The 16,232-nt window shown below is 62.2% G+C and carries 14 protein-coding genes; 6 read left to right on the top strand and 8 right to left on the bottom strand.

Annotated features, from left to right (window positions below):
• Nucleotides 1–167 precede the first annotated feature (167 nt).
• Nucleotides 168–1,496 carry a tRNA (N6-isopentenyl adenosine(37)-C2)-methylthiotransferase MiaB gene (miaB, locus tag AB4Z20_RS20955; protein WP_003205865.1) on the bottom strand — a complete coding sequence of 443 codons (1,329 nt, stop codon included), beginning with the start codon at nt 1,494–1,496 and terminating at the stop codon, nt 168–170.
• Nucleotides 1,497–1,629: 133 nt separating this feature from the next.
• Between miaB and AB4Z20_RS20960 the strand changes: the two genes are divergently transcribed.
• Nucleotides 1,630–1,959, top strand: a complete 330-nt coding sequence (locus AB4Z20_RS20960) for a DUF1820 family protein (protein ID WP_003185742.1) — start codon at nt 1,630–1,632, stop codon at nt 1,957–1,959.
• Nucleotides 1,960–2,124: 165 nt separating this feature from the next.
• Here the strand turns inward: AB4Z20_RS20960 and AB4Z20_RS20965 are convergent, their stop codons facing one another.
• The 4 genes from AB4Z20_RS20965 to AB4Z20_RS20980 all read right to left on the bottom strand — a co-directional run bounded on the left by AB4Z20_RS20965 (nt 2,125) and on the right by AB4Z20_RS20980 (nt 5,650).
• Nucleotides 2,125–2,679, bottom strand: coding sequence for a tetratricopeptide repeat protein (locus AB4Z20_RS20965; protein ID WP_003205863.1), 555 nt, complete (start codon nt 2,677–2,679; stop codon nt 2,125–2,127).
• A gap of 217 nt (nt 2,680–2,896) precedes the next feature.
• On the bottom strand, nt 2,897–4,180 hold the full coding sequence (hemL, locus tag AB4Z20_RS20970) for a glutamate-1-semialdehyde 2,1-aminomutase (protein WP_253469627.1): 1,284 nt from the start codon (nt 4,178–4,180) through the stop codon (nt 2,897–2,899).
• A gap of 28 nt (nt 4,181–4,208) precedes the next feature.
• Nucleotides 4,209–4,835 (bottom strand): thiamine phosphate synthase, encoded by a 627-nt coding sequence (gene thiE / locus AB4Z20_RS20975; RefSeq protein WP_258689456.1) that lies wholly within the window; start codon nt 4,833–4,835, stop codon nt 4,209–4,211.
• Between the two features lie 17 nt (nt 4,836–4,852).
• Nucleotides 4,853–5,650 (bottom strand): hydroxymethylpyrimidine/phosphomethylpyrimidine kinase, encoded by a 798-nt coding sequence (locus AB4Z20_RS20980; protein ID WP_003205858.1) that lies wholly within the window; start codon nt 5,648–5,650, stop codon nt 4,853–4,855.
• A gap of 438 nt (nt 5,651–6,088) precedes the next feature.
• On the opposite strand from AB4Z20_RS20980, the gene AB4Z20_RS20985 reads away from it, so the two are divergent.
• The 4 genes from AB4Z20_RS20985 (at nt 6,089) to AB4Z20_RS21000 (ending at nt 12,747) form a co-directional block, all read left to right on the top strand.
• Complete coding sequence (locus AB4Z20_RS20985) at nt 6,089–8,473, top strand: hybrid sensor histidine kinase/response regulator (RefSeq protein WP_442090526.1); 2,385 nt, start codon at nt 6,089–6,091, stop codon at nt 8,471–8,473.
• Nucleotides 8,474–8,544: 71 nt separating this feature from the next.
• Entirely contained in the window at nt 8,545–10,194 is a 1,650-nt protein-coding gene (locus AB4Z20_RS20990; RefSeq protein WP_442090527.1) for an acyl-CoA dehydrogenase family protein, read from the top strand.
• Nucleotides 10,195–10,530: 336 nt separating this feature from the next.
• Nucleotides 10,531–12,030: an AMP nucleosidase gene (gene amn, locus AB4Z20_RS20995; RefSeq protein ID WP_161796662.1), complete on the top strand. Its 1,500-nt coding sequence runs from the start codon at nt 10,531–10,533 to the stop codon at nt 12,028–12,030.
• Between the two features lie 150 nt (nt 12,031–12,180).
• Nucleotides 12,181–12,747: a pseudouridine synthase gene (locus AB4Z20_RS21000; RefSeq protein ID WP_161796661.1), complete on the top strand. Its 567-nt coding sequence runs from the start codon at nt 12,181–12,183 to the stop codon at nt 12,745–12,747.
• Here the strand turns inward: AB4Z20_RS21000 and AB4Z20_RS21005 are convergent.
• The 3 genes from AB4Z20_RS21005 to AB4Z20_RS21015 all read right to left on the bottom strand — a co-directional run bounded on the left by AB4Z20_RS21005 (nt 12,742) and on the right by AB4Z20_RS21015 (nt 14,753).
• Complete coding sequence (locus AB4Z20_RS21005; RefSeq protein ID WP_003185724.1) at nt 12,742–12,951, bottom strand: DUF2788 domain-containing protein; 210 nt, start codon at nt 12,949–12,951, stop codon at nt 12,742–12,744. The genes AB4Z20_RS21000 and AB4Z20_RS21005 overlap by 6 nt on opposite strands.
• A 247-nt stretch (nt 12,952–13,198) precedes the next feature.
• Nucleotides 13,199–13,678 carry an Lrp/AsnC family transcriptional regulator gene (locus AB4Z20_RS21010; RefSeq protein ID WP_003185723.1) on the bottom strand — a complete coding sequence of 160 codons (480 nt, stop codon included), beginning with the start codon at nt 13,676–13,678 and terminating at the stop codon, nt 13,199–13,201.
• 337 nt (nt 13,679–14,015) lie between these two features.
• Nucleotides 14,016–14,753 (bottom strand): hypothetical protein, encoded by a 738-nt coding sequence (locus tag AB4Z20_RS21015; RefSeq protein ID WP_442090528.1) that lies wholly within the window; start codon nt 14,751–14,753, stop codon nt 14,016–14,018.
• 331 nt (nt 14,754–15,084) lie between these two features.
• Between AB4Z20_RS21015 and AB4Z20_RS21020 the strand changes: the two genes are divergently transcribed.
• Nucleotides 15,085–16,137 (top strand): DUF6515 family protein, encoded by a 1,053-nt coding sequence (locus AB4Z20_RS21020; protein ID WP_442090529.1) that lies wholly within the window; start codon nt 15,085–15,087, stop codon nt 16,135–16,137.
• Nucleotides 16,138–16,232 lie beyond the last annotated feature (95 nt).

The following is a 16,232-nucleotide window of genomic DNA, read 5'->3' on the forward strand; positions in this document are numbered from 1 at the left end:
TCTTAAACAGGCGAATCTGATCACAGGGCTTGGCACAACCCATGTGGGAGCAAGGCTTGCCCGCGATCAAGGCGCCGCGGTCTTCAGTGAAATTGCGGTGCTTCTATCGCGGGCAAGCCTTGCTCCCACAGGTCTTGCTTCCACAGGCAATAGTGTTTTTGAGCCGGTTACTGGATCAACGAACCGCGCAGGGAGTGCGGTTGCGCGGCGTCGATGTGCACGTCGGCGAACTGGCCGATCAGGGCCGGGGTGTCGCAGCGGAAGTTGACGATGCGGTTGTTTTCGGTCCGGCCCTGCAACTCGCCCGGGTCCTTTTTCGAGTAATCGGTCACCAGAATCCGCTGGACGGAGCCGACCATTTGTCGGCTGATCTCGAAACCTTGCTGGTTGAGGCGATGTTGCAAGGCGTTGAGCCGTTCCTTTTTCAGTTCTTCGGGGGTGTCGTCCGCCAGGTCGGCCGCCGGAGTGCCAGGGCGCTGGCTGTAGACGAAGGAATAGGAGAAGTCGAAGCCCACGTCTTCGATCAGCTTCATGGTCTGCTGGAAGTCTTTCTCGGTTTCGCCAGGGAAGCCGACGATAAAGTCCGAGCTGATGCAGATCCCCGGCACTGCCGCGCGCAACTTGCGCAGCTTGGATTTGTACTCCAGCGCCGTGTGATTGCGTTTCATGGCCGCAAGGATCCGGTCGGAGCCCGATTGCACCGGCAGGTGCAGGTGCTTGACCAGTTCGGGGACTTCGGCGTGGGCCTGGATCAGGCTGTCGGAGAACTCCAGCGGGTGAGACGTGGTGTAGCGGATGCGGTCGATGCCATCGACTGCCGCCACGACGCGGATCAGTTCGGCGAGATCCGCCAGGCGCCCGTCATGGGTCAGGCCGCGATAGCCGTTGACGTTCTGCCCCAGCAGGGTCACTTCGCGCACGCCGTGTTCCGCCAGGTGGATGATTTCGGCGATCACGTCGTCGAATGGTCGGCTGACTTCTTCGCCGCGGGTGTAGGGCACCACGCAGAACGTGCAGTACTTGCTGCAACCTTCCATCACCGACACATAGGCACTCGGGCCGTCGATACGCGGTTCGGGCAGGTGGTCGAATTTTTCGATTTCCGGGAACGAGACGTCCACTTGCGGCAGCTTGGTGCTGCGCGCGGCATCGATCATCTCCGGCAGGCGGTGCAAGGTCTGCGGGCCAAAGACCACGTCCACGTAGGGTGCGCGATCACGAATGGCCGCGCCTTCCTGGCTGGCCACGCAACCGCCTACGGCGATGACCATTTCCGGGTTGGCCAACTTCAGTTCGCGCCAGCGGCCGAGCTGGGAATACACCCGGTCCTGGGCGCGTTCGCGAATCGAGCAGGTGTTGAGCAGGATCACGTCCGCGTCTTCAGCGCGGGCGGTGACTTCCAGGGCCTGGTGTTCACCCAGCAGATCGACCATGCGCGAGCTGTCGTACTCGTTCATCTGGCAACCGTGGGTTTCGATGTAAAGCTTCTTGGCCATGGACGGGATCATCACGTGATTCAAAGAACCGCGCATTATAGAGAACAAGTCCCTGGGTTCCCACCGCTGTGCGAGCAGTGGCTATGCTATAGTTCGCGCCCTCATTTTTACCCGCCGACGTGTTTCGCCAGCCATGACCAAACGTGAAGCTCCAATCTACAAGGTGATTTTCCTCAACCAGGGCCAGGTGTTCGAAATGTACGCCAAGCAGATCTATCAAAGTGATCTGTGGGGTTTCCTGGAAGTGGAAGAATTCGTCTTTGGCGAGCGCACGCAAGTGGTCGTCGATCCGAGCGAGGAAAAGCTCAAGGCGCAGTTCGAAGGCGTGGTGCGCAGCTTCGTGCCGATGCATTCGATCGTGCGCATCGACGAAGTCGAACGCCTGGGCACCCCGAAAATCAGCGAAGCCCGCGGTGCGGTCGGCAATGTGATGCCGTTTCCGATGCCGATGCCTGAGAAGTAGAAAATATTGTTGTTGCTGCGCCGGGCCCTGTAGGAGCTGGCGAAGCCTGCGATCTTTTGATCTTGATCTTGATCTTGATCTTGACTTTCGCTTGAGACTCAAGTGTCTGGGAAAAGATCGCAGCCTCGTTGCACTCGGCAGCTCCTACAGGTGCGAGGCTATGGTTCAGGGTAATGGCGAAAACGGCGTACGCCCATCGGCGTTCTGCAATTCCATCAGGTATTTGCGAAAGATCTGCCCCAGCACCTGGGTTGCCACTTCCAATTCGTCGCGGGGCATTTGCTCGGCGACTTCGTCGGCGGTGTCCAGGGCTTCTTCGGCGCCGTTGACCGCGGCCATCTTCAGAACGATATAGGCCTGGACGTTGTTGGCTGGCACGCCTTCGCCATGGAAGAACATGCCGCCGAGCTTGAATTGCGCCTGGGCATGGCCTTGCAGTGAGGCTTTTTCGAAGTAGTCGAGGGCTTTTTTGAGGTCGCGCGGTGCAGCCTTGCCTTCGTAGTAGAACTCGCCCAACTCGTATTGCGCTTGTGCATCACCTGCGTCCGCCGCTTTTTGACAGGCGTCGAGTGCCGGTGCGAGATCTTGTGGCTGGGTATTGAGCGTGCAACGGCCCAGCGCCGGGATCAACAACGAGTTACCGCCTGCCTGTGCATTCGCGAGCAGGGGCTGAAGGAGCAACAGGCAGCCCAAGGCAAGGGTGCGGCCGGTGCGGTTCATGGGAATCGACTTACCTCTGAGGGGCGCGCGGACCCTCCGGGGGATCCAATAAGCGCGCATTATGAAATAAGCAGGGCCATCCTTACAAAGTCTTTACTCGTTTTTCTGCTGCGAGGGAATGCTAATAGCTGCTTGGGGCATAAATACGTAGGAAAAAGGCGGGAGGTTGTCGGCAATCACTGACGCCAGCTTCAGCCGGCGTCAGTTATCCACAGGCTTATTTCAGCGCAGCAAAGGCCCGTTCGGCCGCATCGAGGGTGATCTTCAGCTCGGTCTCGCCATGGGCGATGGAAGTGAAGCCTGCCTCGAATGCGCTCGGGGCCAGGTACACGCCGCCATCGAGCATCAGGTGGAAGAAGCGCTTGAAGCGGTCGGTGTCGCTGGCCATCACGTCTTCGAAGGTGACGATGTCATCGGCGCCACTGAAATACAGGCCGAACATGCCGCCGGCCTGGGTAGTTACGAACGGAATGCCTGCCGCGTCAGCGCGAACCTGCAAGCCGTCGAGCAGGCGGGTGGTGTAGTCGGTCAGTTCGGCGTGAAAGCCCGGGCGGCTGATCAGGCGCAGCGTGGTCAGGCCGGCGGCCATGGCCAGTGGGTTGCCCGACAGGGTGCCGGCCTGGTAGACCGGGCCCAGCGGCGCGATGCATTCCATGATCTTGCGCTTGCCGCCGAAGCAGCCCACCGGCATGCCGCCGCCGATGATCTTGCCGAAGGTGCTCAGGTCCGGCGTGACGCCGTAATGGGCCTGGGCGCCGCCGAGGGCGACGCGGAAACCGGTCATCACTTCATCGAAAATCAACACCACGCCATGCTGGTCGCACAGGCTGCGCAGGCCTTCGAGGAAACCCGGTGCCGGTGGTACGCAGTTCATGTTGCCGGCCACTGGCTCGACGATGATGCACGCCACTTCCTGGCCGACTTCGCCGAGCATCTTCTCGACGGCTTCGAGGTCGTTGAACGGCAAGGTCAGGGTGTGTTTGGCGAACGCTGCCGGTACGCCGGCCGAGCTCGGCACGCCCTGGGTCAGTGCGCCAGAACCGGCCTTGACCAGCAGGCTGTCGGAATGGCCGTGGTAGCAGCCTTCGAACTTGATGATGCTGTCGCGGCCGGTAAAACCCCGCGCCAGGCGGATCGCGCTCATGGTCGCTTCGGTGCCGGAGCTGACCATGCGCACCATTTCCATCGACGGCACGATCGAGCAGACCAGGTCGGCCATCTCGGTTTCCATCGCGGTCGGGGCGCCGTAGGACAGGCCGTGTACCAGTTGCTTGCGCACCGCATCCAGCACGTCCGGATGGCTGTGGCCCAGGATCATCGGGCCCCAGGAGCCGACGTAATCCACATAGCGCTTGTCGTCTTCGTCGGTGACGTACGCGCCTTCGGCGTGCTTGAAGAACAGCGGGGTGCCGCCGACGCTCTTGAACGCACGAACAGGCGAGTTCACGCCGCCGGGGATGTGTTTCTGGGCATCGGCAAACAGGGTTTCGGAACGGGACATGGTTGGGCTCTCGAAAACGGAAAATAGACTATTTGATCTGCAGCAGCTCATTGAAGGCGCGGGCGCGGCGTGTCACTTCATTGGTGCTGTCGGCGCCGAACAGGCCGTGGACCACCGCCAGCAGGTCGACCCCGTGGGCCACCAGCGGGGCGGCGTTGTCCAGGGTGATGCCGCCGATGGCGCACACCGGGATATGCAGTTTGAGGTGCGCCTGTTCGAGCAGTTCAAGGTTTGCGCTGGGGGCGCCGGGCTTGGTGTTGGAGTTGAAGAAACGCCCGAACGCGACATAAGTGGCACCTTCGCTGGCGGCCTGTTCGGCCAGTGCCAGGCTGGCGTGGCAGGTGGCACCGACGATCGCCTTGTGCCCGAGCAGTGCCCGCACTGGCGCCAACGGGCCATCGGTCTGGCCCAGGTGCACACCGACGCCCAGGCGTGCGGCCAACTCGGCGTCGTCGTTGATGATCAACTGGGTCTTGTAGCGCTCGCACAGGTTGCGCAGTGCTTCGGCTTCCCGCAGGCGGCGGGCCTCGTCGCTGCTTTTGTCGCGGTATTGCAGCAGGGTGACGCCACCTTCCAGCGCCGCTTCGACATAAGCGAGGAACTTGCCGGCCAGCAATTGGCTATCGGTGATGGCGTAAAGGCCACGTAATTTCATTCCACAGGCCTCCGGTGCTACGAGCAGAAATCCAGCGGCAGGCGACGCGGTACGAACTGGCCTTTGCCCAGTTGTTCGGCATCGCGCAAGGTGCGCCAGGTGTAATCCAGCGCCGTCTTGACGGCGCTGGCGAGCTGTTCGCCCTGGGCCAGCCGACCGGCCAGGGCGCTGGCCAGGGTGCAGCCGGAACCGTGGTAACTGCCGGGCAGACGCTGGCAGGTAAAGGTTTCGCGCCCGCCGTCGCGGCTGTACAGGCGATTATGGACTTCATGTTCGTCGCCGTGACCACCGGTGATCAACAGGTGTTTGACGAAGGGCAGCAGTTTTTCCGCGCACTCGTCGGCGCTGCCCTCGGGCAGTTCGGCGAGGATGCGTGCTTCAGGCAGGTTGGGGGTGGCAATGATTGCCAGGGGCAGCAGGCGTTCGCGCATGGCGTAGCCGACCTCATCCTTGCCCAGGCGCCCGCCACCGCCGGCGCGCAGCACCGGGTCGCAGACCATGGGCAGGTGCGGGTGCGCCTGGAGCAGTTCGACCACCGTGTCGACCATTTCCAGTGAGCCAAGCATCCCCAGCTTGACCGCTGCCACCTGGGCATCGTTGAGCACGGCATTGGCTTGTGCCAGTACCCACTCGCGGTCGAGCACGCGGAAATCGCTGACGTTGACGGTGTCTTGCACGGTCAATGCGGTAACGGCAGGGGCGGCATGACAACCCTGGGCAAGCAGGGCTTCGATATCTGCCTGCAAACCGGCGCCACCACTGGGGTCGTGGCCGGAGAGACAGAGGACAACGGGGCGAGAACTGTAGATATTCATGGTGCGCGAGCTTACCACCAAACCTCTTTTATCGGTGCTCGGGTTCAGCGGGTTTCTGGTGTATGAGCAACATTGGCGGTTGCTTTATGTGGCGAGGGAGCTTGCTCCCGCTGGGCCGGTCCGACGCTTCGGGCGAAGCGGCCCCGGTTTTTGGGAGCGCTGCGCACTGGAGCGCCAGCCCGGTCCAGCGGGAGCAAGCTCCCTCGCCACATTGATCCGCCAGTTGCCGACCTGACCAAGGCAACAGCTCTATCTCAAGGCTTTGCTCTGAAACGCCCGTTCTAGAGCCTTCTGTAGGAAAGATTTCAATGGTGCAAATTGGCCATCAGCGGCTATGCTAGAGATGGATCCAACTCATAACAGGTAATGCCGGTTTTACGTCTACTCAGGGAATGGGGGGCTTCCTGACTCAACCGGACAGGCCGCGCTGGGGCTTAAATGCGCTATTTGCTGATGTTGTTGCTGTGCTTGTCTCCTTTGGCAAGTGCTCTCGAATTCGATGAATTCACCCAAAACCTGCCCTTGGGTCATGCCCTGCAGGTGTTCGAAGATGCGGGCGGCACGGCCTCCATTGACGATGTCCTGGCCCAGGCTGCCGCTGGTGCTTTCAAGCCCCATGACAAAGCCACCCTGAACGCCGGTTACTCGCGATCAGCCTTCTGGTTGAAAATCGACCTGCACTACCGTCCTGCCAATCCGGACGCCCAGCGCACCTGGCTGCTGGAGCTGGCGTACCCGCCGCTGGACCACCTCGACTTGTATTTGCCCGATGCGGCGGGGGGCTATCGCCTGGTTCGCCAGACCGGTGATGCGTTGCCGTTCGCCAGCCGCGAGATCCGCCAGAACAACTACCTGTTCAGCCTGGCTTTCAAGCCCGAACAACAGCAGACCCTCTACCTGCGCCTGCAAAGCCAGGGTTCGATCCAGGCGCCGCTGACGCTGTGGTCGAGCACCGCTTACCTCGAACAACAGCCCGTGCGTTTGTATGTACTGGGGATCATCTATGGCGTGCTGCTGGGGATGCTGGTCTACAACCTGTTCATCTACCTGAGCGTGCGCGATACCAGCTACCTCTATTACATCTTCTACATTGCCTCGTTCGGCCTGTACCAGTTGTCGGTCAACGGTGCCGCCGTGGAGTACTTCTGGCCGGATAACCCCTGGTGGGCCAATGCCGCGACGCCGTTCTTCATCGGCTGTGCGGGCCTGTTTGGCAGCCAGTTCGCCCGCAGCTTCCTGCAAACCGCCCAGCACAGCCATTGGCTGGACCGCTTGCTGCTGGCGCTGATCGCCTACAGCGCCGTGGTGGTCGGCCTGTCGCTGATGACCAGTTATGCCCTGGCGCTGCGCCTGGCGACGGTGTTGGCGCTGCTGTTCACGGTGGCGATCTTCGCCGCCGGGTTGTTTGCCTGGTGGCGTGGCCTGCGGGTGGCGCGTTATTTCATCATTGCCTGGTCGGCGTTTCTGCTGGGGGGCATCGTCAATACGTTGATGGTGCTCGGTTACCTGCCGAACGTCTTCCTGACCATGTACGCCAGCCAGATCGGCTCGGCCATCGAAGTGGCGCTGCTGTCCCTGGCCCTGGCCGACCGCATCAATGCCATGCGCGAGCAGCAGGCCCAGACCCTGTTGGACGCCGGACAGAAACTCGAAGTGCTCAACCAGCAACTGGCCCACGGCAACAAGCTCAAGGATGAATTCCTCGCCACCTTGACCCATGAACTGCGCACGCCGATGAATGGCGTGATCGGTTCCCTTGAGCTGATGGAAACCGTCGAGATGGACGAGGAACTGACCCAGTATCAACAGACCGCCGCCGGTTCGGCGCGGGACATGATGCGCATGGTCAACGGCATCCTCACCCTGACCGAGTTGCAGGCCGGCAAGCTCAAGGTCTATCCGGCACCGTTCAGCCTGCGTGGGGTGGTCGATGCGCTGCAGGTGCAGTTCGGCGCCAATGCGGCGGCCAAGGGTCTGGATTTCAAGGTCGACGTATCCCCAGGCCTGGCGGACCGGTTGCTCGGCGACAGCGGCAAACTGGCCCAGAGCCTGGAATGCCTGCTGGACAACGCCATCAAGTTCACCCGGGTTGGCGGCCTGGCCCTGCGAGTCAGCGGCAGGCCGACGGCGCTTGATCGGCTGGTGCTGTCCTTTGCCGTCATCGACACCGGAATCGGTTTTACCGACCTGGGGGAAGCGACCTTGTACCAGCGCTTCTTCCAACTCGACGGCTCGATGACCCGTGAATACGGCGGCCTCGGCGTGGGCCTGGCGATCTGCCGGCAACTGGTGGAACTGCTGGGCGGACGCCTGACCCACACCTCCGAACCCGGTCGTGGCAGCCGTTTCCAGTTGGATGTGGAGTTTGACGTGGCCTCGCCAGCGGCGGTCCCGACGCCGTTTTCCTTAGGTGGCCGCCAAGGCTCGCGCCTGCCGCAGGATTGCACGGTGCTACTGGCCGATGACAACAACATTGATCAGTTGGTCATGCGCGGCATGTTGCTCAAGCTCGGTTATCGGGTGCGCACCGCCGACAGTGGCCGCGCCGCGCTGGATCTGCTGCACGGCGAGCGCTTTGATGCGGTGCTGCTCGATTGCCAGTTGCCGCCGCTGGACGGCGTGTCGCTCTGCTGCCAGATCCACACCTTGTCCGGCTGCGAGGAACTGCCGGTGCTGGTGGTCAGCCCGAACGTGGGGCGTGAGTGCTGTCCCTCGGGCGCTCAGGTCGATTACCTGAACAAACCCGTGAAATTCGAGGCACTGCAGGCGATGCTCCAGCGCCGGGTGCTTTGCCCGAGACAGGGTGAAAGCGCCGACATTTAGGCGGATATGACACTTTGTTCGGCCTGGAGGCGGTGCTTAACTGAATCCCTGGCCGATCGAGGAGCCCTGTCATGAACCTGCACCAGTTCGCTGAAACCCACGACGTCACCAACCAGCCGCCGTCCCTGGATGGCGCCAACCTGTACCGCATCGACCTGCCGCTGCAGCAGTGGTCGCAGCGCTTTGGGGCGGGCTGGGCACAGGCGCGGATCGATGCGTATGGGGCGCTGGCCGGCGGGCCGTTGATGGAAGCGGGCTTCCTGGCCAACCAGAATAAACCGGTGTTCTCCAGCCATGACCGTTACGGCCATCGCATCGACCTGGTGGAGTTCCATCCGGCTTATCACCAGTTGATGCGCACCGCCGTCGAGCACGGCCTGCCCAGTTTGCCCTGGGCGCATCCGCAACCCGGCGCGCATGTCGCCCGGGCGTCGATGACCTATTTGCACAGCCAGGCCGAAGCCGGCACCGGCTGCCCCCTGACCATGACCTTCGCCAGCGTGCCGGCGCTGCGCTTGCAGCTGGACCTGGCCGAGCACTGGCTGCCCAAGGTGCTGGCCACCGAGTACGACCCACGCAACGTCGGTATGGCTCACAAGGCCGGCGTGACCCTGGGCATGGCGATGACCGAAAAACAGGGTGGCACCGATGTGCGGGCCAACACCACCAAGGCCTATCCAGTGGGCGCCAGCGGCCCGGGCCAGGCCTATGAGCTGGTTGGGCACAAATGGTTCTGTTCGGCGCCGATGTGCGATGCCTTCCTCACCTTGGCCCAGACCGACAAGGGCCTGACCTGTTTCCTGCTGCCGCGCCATCGCCCCGACGACACCCGCAATCAGTTCTACATCCAGCGGCTGAAGAACAAGTTGGGCAACTGTTCCAACGCCTCCAGCGAAGTCGAGTTCCGTGGTGCACTGGCCTGGATGGTCGGTGAAGAAGGGCGGGGCGTACCGACGATCATCGAGATGGTCGCCATGACCCGTTTCGATTGCATGGTCGGCTCCAGCGCCCTGATGCGCCAGGCGCTGACCCAGGCCAGCCATCACTGCGCGCACCGTAAGGTCGGTGGCAAGTTGTTGAGTGAACAGCCGCTGATGCAAAACGTCCTGGCTGACCTGGCGCTGGAAAGCGAATCCGCATTGGCCTTGAGCCTGCGCATGGGCCGGGCACTGGACCACTTGAATGACGAGCATGAGGCCAAGTTCGCCCGGCTGGTGACGGCGGTGGGCAAGTACTGGATCTGCAAGCGCGCGCCCGCGATGATCAACGAAGCCGCCGAATGCATGGGCGGTGCCGGCTACGTCGAAGACAGCATCCTGCCGCGCCTGTACCGCGAAGCGCCGGTCAACTCGACGTGGGAAGGCTCCGGCAACGTGCAATGCCTGGATGTGCTGCGCGCCTTGTCCAAGGAGCCCGGCGTGCTGGAGGTCTTGTTCAGCGAATTGGGCGACGGCCACGGCGACAAGCGCCTGGCTGGCCACATCCAGCAATTGCACGCCGCGTTCAAGGACACCGACGACATCCAGTACCGCGCCCGGCAATTGACCGAAGACATCGCCCTGGGCCTGCAAGCCAAGCTGTTGCTCGAGGTGGGGAACAGTGAAGTCAGCGATGCCTTCATCGCCAGTCGCCTGGGTTCGGCCGGCCGGGTGTACGGTGCCTTGCCTCGGGGCTTGAATGTCGAAGCGATCGTGACGCGCTCCACCCCACACGGCTTCTAGAAACACCCCATCGAATCCTGTGGTGAATGGCAGTCCTGGGTCCCTGAAGATCTATTGTGGGAGCGAGCTTGCTCGCGAAGGCTTCGGGCCATCGAGCCTCTGTGGCGACTGACACACCGCTATCGCGAGCAAGCTCGCTCCCACAGGGGATCTGCGATGAATGAAGATTCCGCGGCCCCCGGCGATCAAGGGTGGGAGCGAGCTTGCTCGCGATGGCGTCGGCCCATCCAGCACCTGCGGTGACTGACACACCGCTATCGCGAGCAAGCTCGCTCCCACAGGGAATCGATCGAGTCCACTACGCCACTGTTCCCGTCAGGCGGCGATGCAGGCAAGATGAAGGCCTGCAAGTCAGAACACAGGAAGCTGATCGTGACCGAAGCGTTTATTGTCGTTCAAACCGCCGAACAAGCCGTGGATCGTCTGGCGGCCCTGCACGAGCGTGCGACCACCGCGTTGAACCAGGCGCTGATGCGTTATCTCAAGGACCGCGTCGAGCCGGATGCCGAGCAGCGTGCGTTGTTTCGCTATCCGGCCTTGCGCCTGACCTATCACTGCCACGGCGAAGTCCCGCAAACCACGCGTGCCTATGCCAAGGTCCAGTTGCCCGGCACCTACAGTGTCACCGTCACCCACCCCGCCGCCTTCCGTAAATACCTGCTGGAACAGCTGGTCCCGCTTATGCACGACTTTACCGTCACCGTGGAAGTGGGCGTCAGCGAGCAGAACATCCCGTACCCGTACGTGGTGGAGCAGGGCGACGAACTGGCCGGCTCCGGCGTGACCGCCGCCGTGCTGGCGCGGGTTTTCCCCAGCACCGACCTGTCGGCCGCCACCGACGGCATTGCCGATGGCCTCTATGACTGGGAAAACACCGACCCGCTGCCTTTGGCGCTGTTCGACGCGGCGCGGGTGGATTTTTCCCTGCGCCGGCTGGTGCACTACACCGGCAGCGACTGGCGCCATGTGCAGCCGTGGATCCTGCTGACCAACTACCACCGCTATGTCGACCAGTTCATCGTCCATGGCCTGGAGCAACTGCGCAGCGACCCGCGTTTTGTGCGCATGGTCCTGCCGGGCAACGTGATCATCGACAAGAACATGGAGCACAGCGAAGCGTCGGCCATCGCCGCCGGTGTGGTCTGGCACCGCTACCAGATGCCGGCCTATCACCTGCAGACCAATGATGGCCATGGCGTGACCCTGGTGAACATCGGTGTCGGCCCGTCCAACGCCAAGAACATCACCGACCACCTGGCCGTGCTGCGCCCGCATTGCTGGCTGATGATCGGTCACTGCGGCGGGTTGCGGCAGTCCCAGACCATTGGCGACTACGTGCTGGCCCACGCCTACATGCGCCGCGATGGCATTCTCGACCGGGTGGTGCCGCCGAACATTCCGATTCCGGCCCTGGCCGAAGTGCAGATGGCACTTCAACAGGCCGCGGCGAACATCACTGGCGAAAAGGGCGATGAGCTGAAAAAACGCCTGCGCACCGGCACCGTGTTGACTTACGACGATCGCAACTGGGAGCTGCGCTGGGCCCAGGAACGTCCGCTGATCAACCTGTCCCGCGCCGTGGCGGTGGACATGGAAAGCGGCACCATCGCCGCCCAGGGCTATCGTCTGCGGGTGCCCTATGGCACGTTGCTTTGCGTCTCGGACAAACCGTTGCACAGCGAAATCAAGCTGCCGGGCTCGGCCAACGCGTTCTATGAGCGAGCGGTCAACCAGCACCTGAAGATCGGCATCGAGGCGCTGGACCTGTTGCGCACCGAACTCAACTCGTTGCATTCGCGCAAGCTGCGCAGCTTCGACGAGCCGCCGTTCCGCTGATGCGCTGTTGAAGGGGGTGGTGGTTATTTAACGGTCGGGCCACTAGCATGGTCGGCCCGACTGTTAGATGTTGTATTCGCCATGCCCCGTCCTCCACGCCCTGCTTCCCGTCGCCCTGGCGCGAAGCTTCCCGCCGCCGCCCCGCGCCGTGTGGCCAAGGCCCCGCCGGCCGAGCCGAAGCTGATCCTGTTCAACAAACCCTTCGATGTGCTGACGCAATTCAGTGACGGTGAAGGGCGGGCGACGCTCAAGGATTTTATCGACGTACCGGGCATCTATCCGGCCGGACGGCTGGATCGCGACAGCGAAGGCCTGCTGTTGCTGACCAATGATGGGCAGTTGCAGGCACGTATTGCCGACCCCAAGCACAAGCTGGCCAAGACCTATTGGGTGCAGGTGGAGGGCGAGCCGAGTGCCGAACAGTTGCAGCGATTGCGCGATGGGGTGGAGTTGAACGACGGCATGACCCTGCCGGCCGAGGCGCGCTCATTGGATGAGCCGCAACTGTGGCCGCGCAACCCGCCGGTACGTTTTCGTAAAAGCGTGCCCACGAGCTGGGTGGAGCTGGTGATACGCGAGGGGCGCAATCGCCAGGTACGACGCATGACGGCCGCCGTGGGTTTGCCGACATTGCGCCTGGTGCGAGTCAGGATCGGCGACTGGACGATCGAAGGGCTCGATCAGGGCCAGTGGAAGGAAGTGCCAGCGCGCTTATAACGCCCCGGACTCGATCAGGCCGATCACTACGCTCTTGATGACGAACGCGGCCACGCCGAGGCCCAGCACGAAAAACAGGATGAACGAGCCGAAACGCCCGGCCTTGGACTTCTTCGCCAGATCCCAGACGATGAAACCCATGAAAATGATCAGGATGCTGACCAGGCCGGTCATCATCCACTCTTCGAAAACAGCAGGATCCATCAGGACACTCCGGCGTGGGCGGGGTTGAAAAGGCGCGGCGAGTATAAGGCATGAGGCGCGGGCGCGGGATTGGCCTGCGGCGGTGTGTCGCAGCTATTCATCGCCTCAAGTTCACTGTTGATCGTTCCCACGCTCTGCGTGGGAATGCAGCCCGGGACGCTCTGCGTCCCCTCCAAGAGCCGAACGCAGAGCGTCCGGAGAGGCGTTCCCACGCAGAGCGTGGGAACGATCAATGCCACAAAAGCGGTCAGCTGCGCAGATGCGTCAACGGCAGTTCGGTGCTGTTGAGCACCTGGTTCAGCACAAAGCTCGAACGCACGCTGGTGACGCCATCGATCCGGGTCAGGTGCCCCAGCAGCAGTTTCTGGTAATGGTCCATGTCCGGCACCACGACCTTGAGCTGATAGTCCGCGTCCATGCCGGTGACCAGGCTGCACTCCAGCACTTGCGGCAGGTTGCGGATGGCGGCTTCGAAGTTCTCGAAGCGCTCGGGTGTGTGGCGGTCCATGCCGATCAGCACATAAGCCGTCAGGCTCAGGCCCAGCAGCTTGCGGTCGAGCAGGGCGACCTGGCGGGTGATGTAGCCGTCATCTTCCAACTGCTTGACCCGGCGTGAGCAGGGGGAGGGCGACAGGCCGATGCGTTCGGCCAGTTCCTGGTTGGAGATGCGCGCGTCGCGCTGCAATTCCGCCAGAATGCTCAGGTCGTAACGGTCGAGTTTGCTCATCGGTCGGGCCTTTATCTTGATAATTGCGGCAGATTATCTATCCGGGGTTAAAAATTGCGCAAGTGATGTTTATTTCCGCAATCTTAGCAATCATCTGTCGGCACCTCAGGTTTACTCTTATTACCAAGATCACTGCTCGGACAAACAGTCCAGTGCAGCCCGCCCAATCAGGCCGGCTGCGGTCGCAGTACCCACCGGTACTGGCAGGCCCCCGAGCTACACACTGTCCAGAAGACGGCGTGAGGTGAGCCGACGTCATAAGCGTCGAGCACGGACGAAATTCTCAAGGGGAGGCCGACGGGCCTCCCTTTTTTATGGGCGCAAGAATTTGCTTCGGCTAGGGCACGTCATAACCGCAGGAGCGCAGGCGCTGGCGGGTCAGGCGCTTGTCGGGGTAATCGCTGCCCCAATTCAGGTGCTGGTCATAACGGGATTTGACGTGGGCGCAGGCGGCCTTGATTTTTGCGTCCGCCTCGGCCAGGGCGGCCTCGGGGAGGCGATTGATTTTCAGACTCTGGAAGAACGGCAGGATAAAGGCCTGCTCAAGGTCATAGCCTTTGGTGCCTTCGGGCAAGCGTTGGCCTGCGCGTACCGAGAACGGCTGTGTCAGGCCGCTCTGGTTTTCCCAACACCAGTATTTGACGACCTCTTCCCAGGAGTCCGTCGGGCTGTGCCATACGTTATGAAAGCGCAGGCATTGCATGCCTTGTCGGGTTACCCAGTCGATCAACTCTGGACGCGCTTTGCTTGGGGTAAGGTCCATCAAGGCGAGTTGGTATTGTAGGAATTGCTCGGGGGAATAAAGCGTCCCCTCCTCCTTGCCGTCGAGTAAACCCTCGACGACGATGAAAAGCGATGAAGCCAAGACTTCGAGCTCACCGGAGCGAAAGGTGCCGGAAGTGCCCGCCGATTGTATATCGCGCCGCTTGTCGTAGCCGAAGCCACTTTCGATAGAGCCGCACGGCGTGTGCCGCAATGGCCCTGGCAGGTCGTAGGAGAACCGTGGGCTCAGGGTCACCCGTTGTTCCCCCACTTCACACAGCATTCGGCTCAGCCGCTTATCATCTTCATGCACCAGCGGCGCGGGCGCGCAGCCCCACAGGGCTACGGGCAGCAGTATCAGGCCAACAAGGCGGATCCTCGTGACGAGGTACCGCACGAGGTGTCTCTGACCCTGTCTGGATGGAATTGACATGCCTTCACTCCCTTGATTGGCTCATTGCGACAGATGCCGGTAGTCGTTACGGGTGAATGGAAGTCCCTGTCAACCGGCGAAATCGATAGGCATCTTAGAGGAAAACTTTCAGCTGCCTGCGAAATAAACCCCGTGGCTGATAACCTGTCGCAGAACCGGCCTGGGCTTTTCCAGTCTTACTATCAGGCCCTGAACCGTTGTGAGGAATTTCATGAAGTCGCGCATCTGGCGTTTGGCAGGTGTTGGTCTGTTGTGGGCAAGTGTCAGTGCGCAGGGAATGGCCGACGATCAGCAAAACCGTGGCGGCCCCGACGGCGGTCGCGGGCAGGACGGGCGCGGCGGCAACGGCCAGGGTCACTCGGTCCAGCCGCGGCCGCAGAGCAACGAAATCATTCGGGGCGATAACAGTCGTCAGTTCGAGGTCAAGCCACAGCCGCAGTACCAGGGCGGCCAGCGCTATGATCGTGGGCCTCAAGACCCCAGCGGCCAGCGCTACGATCGTGGCCCCCAAGACCCCAACGGCCATGGGCGTCCGCAGCCTCAGCCGCAGTCCGGCAACAACCTGCCGATCCAGGGCCGGCCCGACAGCGTGACCCAGACCCGCGAACCGCAACCGGGGTATTACCGCGATGTCCCGCGTCGCAACGACGGTTATCCAAACGGCGGGCCACGCCCAAGCCACGACAACCGTCCCGAGCAGCATTGGCCCGGTCGGCCGGACGGCCATGGCAACGGCTGGGGCTCGGGGCCGCAATACCGTCCGGGTTATGTGATCGACCGTTTCCCGGATCGCAACTACCGCGTGCCCTATCGCGGCCAGGATTATTTCTACTCGGGCGGCTACTGGTATCGCCCTCAAGGGCCGCGTTACATCGTGGTCGAGCCACCGCGGGGCATCCGTACCCGTTACCTGCCCGATTACGCCAGGGAAGTGTGGATCGGCAGCTCGCTGTTCTTTCTCGCTGCCGGCGCCTATTACATCTACGAAGCCAGCACCCAGGACTACGTCGTGGTCGAGCCGCCCGTGGCCAACCCGCAGCCTCAACCGCAAGGCAACAGCTTTGACGTGGTGGCCTACCCGGCCAACGGCCAGTCGCCCGAGCAGGTCAATCAGGATGGCTACGACTGCTATCGCTGGGCGGTGCAGCAGAGCGGTTTCGATCCGCGCAACTACAGCTACCCACCGGCGCCGGAAGTGGTGCAGACCTATCGCCAGGCCCAGGGCAGTTGCTTGAGTAGTCGTGGGTATCAGGTGACGTACTGAGTTCTGGCGGGAGACGGGATGCCGCTCTTGTGGCGAGGGCGCTTGCTCCCGCTGGACTGCGCAGCAGGCCCAGGATTTTTACGGTCGCTGCGCAA

Origin of the sequence: Pseudomonas sp. KB_12, from assembly GCF_052114545.1 — a bacterium.
GTDB lineage: Bacteria > Pseudomonadota > Gammaproteobacteria > Pseudomonadales > Pseudomonadaceae > Aquipseudomonas > Aquipseudomonas brassicacearum.

Coding starts and splice junctions, on each gene's coding strand:
- AB4Z20_RS21010 (WP_003185723.1), bottom strand. CDS start 13,678: ATGAGCAAACTCGACCGTTACGACCTGAGCATTCTGGCGGAATTGCAG.
- AB4Z20_RS20980 (WP_003205858.1), bottom strand. CDS start 5,650: ATGAATATCTACAGTTCTCGCCCCGTTGTCCTCTGTCTCTCCGGCCAC.
- amn (WP_161796662.1), top strand. CDS start 10,531: ATGAAGGCCTGCAAGTCAGAACACAGGAAGCTGATCGTGACCGAAGCG.
- AB4Z20_RS20990 (WP_442090527.1), top strand. CDS start 8,545: ATGAACCTGCACCAGTTCGCTGAAACCCACGACGTCACCAACCAGCCG.
- AB4Z20_RS20985 (WP_442090526.1), top strand. CDS start 6,089: ATGCGCTATTTGCTGATGTTGTTGCTGTGCTTGTCTCCTTTGGCAAGT.
- thiE (WP_258689456.1), bottom strand. CDS start 4,835: ATGAAATTACGTGGCCTTTACGCCATCACCGATAGCCAATTGCTGGCC.
- AB4Z20_RS20965 (WP_003205863.1), bottom strand. CDS start 2,679: ATGAACCGCACCGGCCGCACCCTTGCCTTGGGCTGCCTGTTGCTCCTT.
- AB4Z20_RS21020 (WP_442090529.1), top strand. CDS start 15,085: ATGAAGTCGCGCATCTGGCGTTTGGCAGGTGTTGGTCTGTTGTGGGCA.
- hemL (WP_253469627.1), bottom strand. CDS start 4,180: ATGTCCCGTTCCGAAACCCTGTTTGCCGATGCCCAGAAACACATCCCC.
- AB4Z20_RS21005 (WP_003185724.1), bottom strand. CDS start 12,951: ATGGATCCTGCTGTTTTCGAAGAGTGGATGATGACCGGCCTGGTCAGC.
- AB4Z20_RS20960 (WP_003185742.1), top strand. CDS start 1,630: ATGACCAAACGTGAAGCTCCAATCTACAAGGTGATTTTCCTCAACCAG.
- miaB (WP_003205865.1), bottom strand. CDS start 1,496: ATGGCCAAGAAGCTTTACATCGAAACCCACGGTTGCCAGATGAACGAG.